At 69.6% G+C, this 6,117-nt stretch carries 4 protein-coding genes; 3 read left to right on the top strand and 1 reads right to left on the bottom strand.

The window, feature by feature from the left end:
- Positions 1-986: formimidoylglutamate deiminase (gene hutF / locus P409_RS23740; protein ID WP_034844494.1), on the bottom strand; the 986-nt coding region annotated here is incomplete at its 3' end.
- A gap of 68 nt (positions 987-1,054) precedes the next feature.
- On the opposite strand from hutF, the gene hutI reads away from it, so the two are divergent.
- From hutI to P409_RS23725, 3 genes are all read left to right on the top strand, one after another.
- Positions 1,055-2,266 carry an imidazolonepropionase gene (gene hutI, locus P409_RS23735; RefSeq protein ID WP_034844493.1) on the top strand — a complete coding sequence of 404 codons (1,212 nt, stop codon included), beginning with the start codon at positions 1,055-1,057 and terminating at the stop codon, positions 2,264-2,266.
- 76 nt (positions 2,267-2,342) lie between these two features.
- Positions 2,343-2,903, top strand: a complete 561-nt coding sequence (locus P409_RS23730; protein ID WP_238578756.1) for a lytic transglycosylase domain-containing protein — start codon at positions 2,343-2,345, stop codon at positions 2,901-2,903.
- A gap of 119 nt (positions 2,904-3,022) precedes the next feature.
- Entirely contained in the window at positions 3,023-5,806 is a 2,784-nt protein-coding gene (locus P409_RS23725) for an SLBB domain-containing protein (protein ID WP_052121287.1), read from the top strand.
- The last annotated feature ends 311 nt before the right edge of the window (positions 5,807-6,117 follow it).

Genomic DNA, 6,117 nt, shown 5'->3' with positions numbered 1-6,117 from the left:
GAGATATGGCTATCCGAGCCGATGCCCAGCGCGCCGCCGGCGGCGAGATAGGGGGCGAGGGGGAACAGCCCGTCGCCGAGATTGGCCTCGGTGGTCGGGCACAACCCGGCGACCGCGCCGCTGGCCGCCAGTCCGCCGGTCTCGGCCTCGGTCAGATGGGTGGCGTGGACCAGGCACCAGCGGTCGTCGACCGCGGCGTGACCGAGCAGCCATTCGACCGGCCTGGCGCCGCTCCAGGCCAGGCACTGCTCGACCTCCTTCACCTGCTCGGCAATGTGGATGTGGATCGGCGCCGCCGGGTCGGCCGCGGTCATGCCCGCCACCACCCCGGCCAGCAACTCGGGCGGCACGGCGCGCAGCGAATGCGGGGCGACGCCGATGCGGACGTCCGGGTCGCCGTCATGGTCGGCGCGCAGCCGGCCGATGATGTCGAGGATGCCGTCGACATCGTTCAGGAAGCGGCGCTGGCCGTCGCCGGCTTTCTGGCCGCCGAAGCCGCCGGTGTTGTACAGCACCGGCAGATGGGCGATGCCGATGCCGGTGGCCTTCGCCGCCGCGATCACCCGGCGCGACAGCTCCGCCCGGTCGGCATAGGGCGTGCCGTCCGGCTGGTGGTGCAGGTAGTGGAACTCGGCCACGCAGGTGTAGCCGGCCTTCAGCATCTCGACATAGAGCTGGGCGGCCACCGCCTCGACCTGGGCGGGGTCGAGCACGCGGACGAAGCGGTACATCTGCTCGCGCCAGCTCCAGAAATCGTCGCCCGGGCCCGCGGCGGTCTCGGCCAGGCCGGCCATGGCGCGCTGGAAGGCATGGCTGTGCAGGTTCGCCATCCCCGGCAGGACGACGCCCGCGATCGGCTCCGCATCCCCGCGCTCCGCCCGGGCCGAGACGCGGGCGATGTCGCCCCGGCCGTCGACCTCGATCAGGACATTCTCGGCCCAGCCATCGGCCAGCAGGGCGGCATCGGCGAAATAGCGCGTGGTCAAGAGACGGCATCCCGTGAGATGAAGCGCGGTGCGGCAGAATAGACCCGGATTGCCGAAGGGAAAGAGGGATGTGGGATCGGCTGTGGATCAATGCGCGGCTGGCGACCATGGCGGGCGACGGCTACGGCGCCATTCCGGAGGGTGCGATCGCGATCGAGGGGGACCGCATCGCCTGGGTCGGACGGCAGGCGGACCTGCCCGGCGCGCCGGGCCGCTTGGCCACGGACGTCGAGGATGCCGGCGGCGCCTGGATCACGCCCGGGCTGATCGATTGCCACACCCATCTGGTCCATGGCGGCGACCGGGCCCGCGAATTCGCGATGCGGCTGCACGGCGCCAGCTATGAGGAGATCGCGCGCGCCGGCGGCGGCATCGTCTCGACCGTCGCCGCCACCCGCGCCGCCGCCGAGGAGGAGCTGCTGGCCTCGGCCCGCAAGCGGCTCGACGCGCTGGCGGCCGAGGGCGTGACCACCGTCGAGATCAAATCCGGCTACGGGCTGGACCTGGCCACCGAGACGAAGATGCTGCGCGTCGCCGGCCGGCTGGGGCAGGAGAGGGGGCTGCGGGTGCAGCGCAGCTTCCTCGGCGCCCATGCCGTGCCGCCGGAGGATCGCGGCCAACCCGAGCGCTATCTCGACCGCGTGATCGAGGAGATGCTGCCGGCGATCGCCCGGGACGGCCTCGCCGATGCGGTCGACGCCTTCGGCGAGAAGATCGCGTTCTCGCCGGTCCAGGTCGAGCGGGTGTTCCGCGCCGCCAAGGCGCTCGGGCTGCCGGTGAAGCTGCACGCGGATCAGCTCTCCGACCAGGACGGCGCGGCGCTGGCCGCCCGGTTCGGGGCCCTGTCGGCCGATCATCTCGAATACACCAGCGAATCGGGCGCCAAGGAGATGGGCCGGGCCGGCACCGTGGCAGTGCTGCTGCCGGGCGCCTTCTACTTCCTGCGCGAGACCCAGCTGCCGCCCGTCGGGGCGTTCCGCCGGCACGGCGTGCCGATGGCCCTCGCCACCGACAACAATCCCGGCACCTCGCCGGCAACGTCGCTGCTGCTGATGCTGAACATGGGCTGCACCCTGTTCCGGCTGACGCCGGAGGAAGCGCTGGCCGGCGTCACCCGCAACGCCGCGCGGGCGCTGGGCCTGGCCGACGAGTGCGGCCGGCTGGCCCCGGGTTTGGCGGCCGATCTGGTGTTCTGGGACGTGGACGATCCGGCGGAGCTGTCCTACCGCATCGCCTACAACCCGTGCCGTGCCGTGATCCGCGCCGGTCGGCTGGTTTAATACGGCAGTATTCTGCCGAATCGGAGCTTTGTGCTAAAAGCGTCTCATCGATTGGCGGGGGAAGCCGGTTGCATTGGTGAGGGGATTCGGTCGGATCGCGGCGCTCGCGATAGTCCTGTTCGGCCTGGCTGCGGCACCCGCGCCGGCGCGGGCGCAGGAAAGCTGTACGCCCTACATCCTGGCGATGGAGGGGGCTTTCGGCATCCCCCGCGGCATGCTGCTGGCGATCGCGCAGACCGAATCGGGCGGGAAGGGCGATCCCTATCCCTGGGCCCTCAATGTCGGCGGGACGCCCATGTTCCCGAGCAGCCTGGCCGCCATGAAGGCGGCGATCGAGGACAACGGCGGCGGAGAGAGCCCCAACATCGACGTCGGCTGCATGCAGATTTCTCTGCGCTATCACAAGCAGACGCTGCCGGATTACACGCTCATCTTTCAGCCACAATACAATGTGATCTACGGCGCCTATTTCCTGCGGCGGTTGTTCAACAAATACGGAAACTGGCTGCAGGCGATCGCGCATTATCATTCCAGTGACCCGGACCGGCAATTCGCCTATGCCTGCCGGGTGCTGGAACGGCTGAAGAAAATCCGCGGCCAGGGGGTCGAGCCGATCGAAGTCTGCGCATCAGGTTGAGGGACAGTGGGTTGATTCGGGTTTTCTTTGCCGGCCAGATCGTTCAGAAGTTGGAACATTGGGGGCGTTGGCTCGATCAGCGCCGTGATCGGGCATTTAAAAGTCAGAAGCGGGGGACCATGAAGCCTGTGCACAGTGACCGTCGCCACGACCGGCAGGGCGAGGCGCGTCGACTCCGATGGACCCTTCGCTACGGCATCGGCCCGGCCCTGCTGGCCTGCGGCATTCTGGTGCTGACCCCGGTGGCGGGTCACGCTCAGCTGAACGCGCTGGTCGACCAGCTGCAGCAGCTCGGCATCAACCCGTCGCAGCTGCAGCAGCAGGGTATCCAGCCCGATGGCGTGACCATCCCGAGCGGACCGCGCGTGCCTTCGACGACGCCGGCCCAGGTCACCGAGCCGGCGGTAGTCTCGCCGGGCCTGCCGTCATCCACCGTTTCCGCCTCGTCCCTCTCGCGCATCGAGGCCGACTACGGGCGGCGCCTGAGCAGTGACATCAACCAGTTCGGCTATGATGTCTTCGGCGGCGGCGCGGTGGCGAGCCAGGTGGTCAGCGGCGCCGTCAGCGAGAACTACGTCATCGGCATCGGCGACCAGATCGTGGTCACGCTGCGCGGCCAGGTGAACCAGGGCATCAGCGCCACGGTCGACCGCGAGGGACGCCTGATCCTGCAGGATCTGCCGCCGATCCCGGCCGCCGGCCGCTCCTTCGGCGATCTGCGCCGCGAGATCGAGACCCGGGTCCGCGAGAACTACGTCTCGACCGAGGCCTTCGTGTCGCTCGGCGATGTCCGGGCGATCTCGGTGACTCTGACCGGCGAGGTGGCAAAGCCGGGCACCCAGACCCTGACCAGCTTCTCGACCCTGGTCGACGCTCTGACCGCCGGCGGCGGCATCAAGAAGACGGGCTCGCTGCGCACGGTCTCGCTGATCCGGCAGGGGCAGACCAAGGTGGTCGACCTCTACGGCTTCCTGATGGGATACAGCAACGAGGCCGACCTGCTGCTGCAGGACGGCGACCGCATCTCCATCCCGACGATCGGGCGCACGGTCGCGGTCGCCGGCGACGTGGTCCGGCCCGGCATCTTCGAGATGCCGCCGGATGCCGCCGGCCCTCTCAGCGTCGCCGAGATGCTGGATTATGCCGGCGGTCCGATCCGCCCGGCCGGCAACCGGTTCAACCTGCTGCGGCTCGACCGCAACGGCCAGGACCAGGTGCAGAACCTGTCGGGCCAGACCGCGGTGCCGGTACAGACCAGCGACATCATCCAGGTGACGCTGTCGCAGGATCTGCGCGTCGGCAGTGTCTCGGTCAGCGGCAACGTCACGGTCGCCGGCGTCCGGCCGCTGACCAGCGCGCCGACCCTGCGCGCACTGCTGGCGGATCCTCCGATCCTGGCGGACGACGCCTATCTGCCGTTCGGCGTGATCCAGACCACCGATCCGACCACGCGGATCCGCAAATTCGTGCCCGTCAATCTGGGCGTGGCGCTGCGCGGCGGCGGCAATATCCGGCTGCACGATCGCGACAAGCTGATCGTGCTGTCGCGCGAGGACATCCGCTATCTCGGCGCCGACGACGTCCAGTCCCTGCTGGCCGGTATCCAGCCGGCCCAGGCCCGCTCGGCGGCGCCGGACGTGTCGCAGAACGTCCAGGCGGTGAATCCGACACTGACCTCCAGCCTGCCCCCGGCCAACAATGTCAGCGGCAGCTGCCTCGGCCTGCGGTCGCTGGCGGAGGCGGTGCGGAACGACTCCACCGGCCGCTTCCGCAACGCGCGGCAGACGTTCCAGAACCTGCAGGGAGGCGGTTCGCTGCAGGTCAACCGGGCCTGCCCGCAGATCTTCGACGACATTCCGGACCTGCTGCCCTTCGTGATCGAGCATGTGGTCTCGCTCGACGGCCAGGTGCGGGTGCCGGGCAGCTACCCGATCATTCCGGGCACCTCGCTCGCCACCGTGCTCGATATCGCCGGCGGCACCACGGTCGAGGCTGACCGCCGCGCCATCGAGGTCGGCTATTTCTCGACCCTGTCGCCATCCAACCTCAGCGGCTCCTGGCGGTCGGTGCAGAGCCTCGGCGCCAGCACCGCCTCGATCAAGCTGAACCCCGGCGACAGCATCCGCATCCCGCAGAATCCGCAGCTGCGTGAGGACGGGACGGTCACGCTGGCCGGCGAGTTCACCCATCCCGGCCGCTATGTGATCCGCCGTGGCGAGACGCTGCTGCAGCTGATCCAGCGCGCGGGGGGCTATACCAACCAGGCCTTCCCCTACGGCGCGGTGTTCACTCGCGAGGCCGTGCGGCAGCAGCAGCAGCAGGGCTATGAGCGCACCGCCCGCGAGATCCAGGCGGGGCTGCCCCAGCTGGTCCAGCAGAGCAGTGACGACAGCGGCAAGAGCGCGACCGCGGCCCTGCCGGCGATCCAGAGCCTGATTTCCGAGCTGAAGAGCATCCCGGCCGCCGGCCGCGTGGTGATCGAGGCCGATCCCACGGTGCTGGCCGCCAAGCCCGAGCTCGACTTCACGCTCGACGCGGGCGACCAGCTCTTCGTGCCGAAGCGGCCGCTCTTCGTCACGGTGTCGGGCGAAGTGCTCAACCCGGGCACGGTCCAGTATGACGGCAAGTTGACCGCCGACGATTATGTCGACTTTGCCGGCGGCACGACCAAGGCCGCGGATACCGGCCGCGCCTTCGTCGTCATGCCGAACGGGCAGGCGCAGCCGCTGGACCTGTCGTCCTGGAGCTACAGCTCGGTCCGGGTGCCGCCCGGGTCCGTCATCATCGTGCCGCGCGACCTGACGCCGTTCGATCTGTATCGGCTGGTGCGGGATGTCGGCTCGATCGTGCAGAGCCTGGCGGTGTCCGCCGCCTCGCTGGTGGTCATCAGCCGGCGCAACTGAGGCCGGATTGATCGGCAGGAAGGGCGGCGCCGTCGGCGCCGCCCTTTTCGTTTGCGGCCGAGCCATCCGGATCGCGGGCATGCGCCAGGCGCGATTGTCCCGCAGGCGCGAAGCACACTAGCCTGACCACGTCTGGTGGAAGCGGAACGGGCGTCTCATGCAGATCACCGACCTCATCAACTCGATCGCCGATCGCGGCTTCGAGCTCTTCGCCTTCGGCCGCGGCCGGCCTTGGCCGCAGGGCCCGGCCGGCCTCTGCCGCGCGCTGCTGTCGGAGCGCGGCGAGGCGTCCGGCATCGCCCTGGCGCGTG

Source organism: Inquilinus limosus MP06, assembly GCF_000767795.1.
Classification (GTDB): domain Bacteria; phylum Pseudomonadota; class Alphaproteobacteria; order DSM-16000; family Inquilinaceae; genus Inquilinus; species Inquilinus limosus_E.
This window is presented reverse-complemented; position numbering and strand designations above follow the sequence as displayed.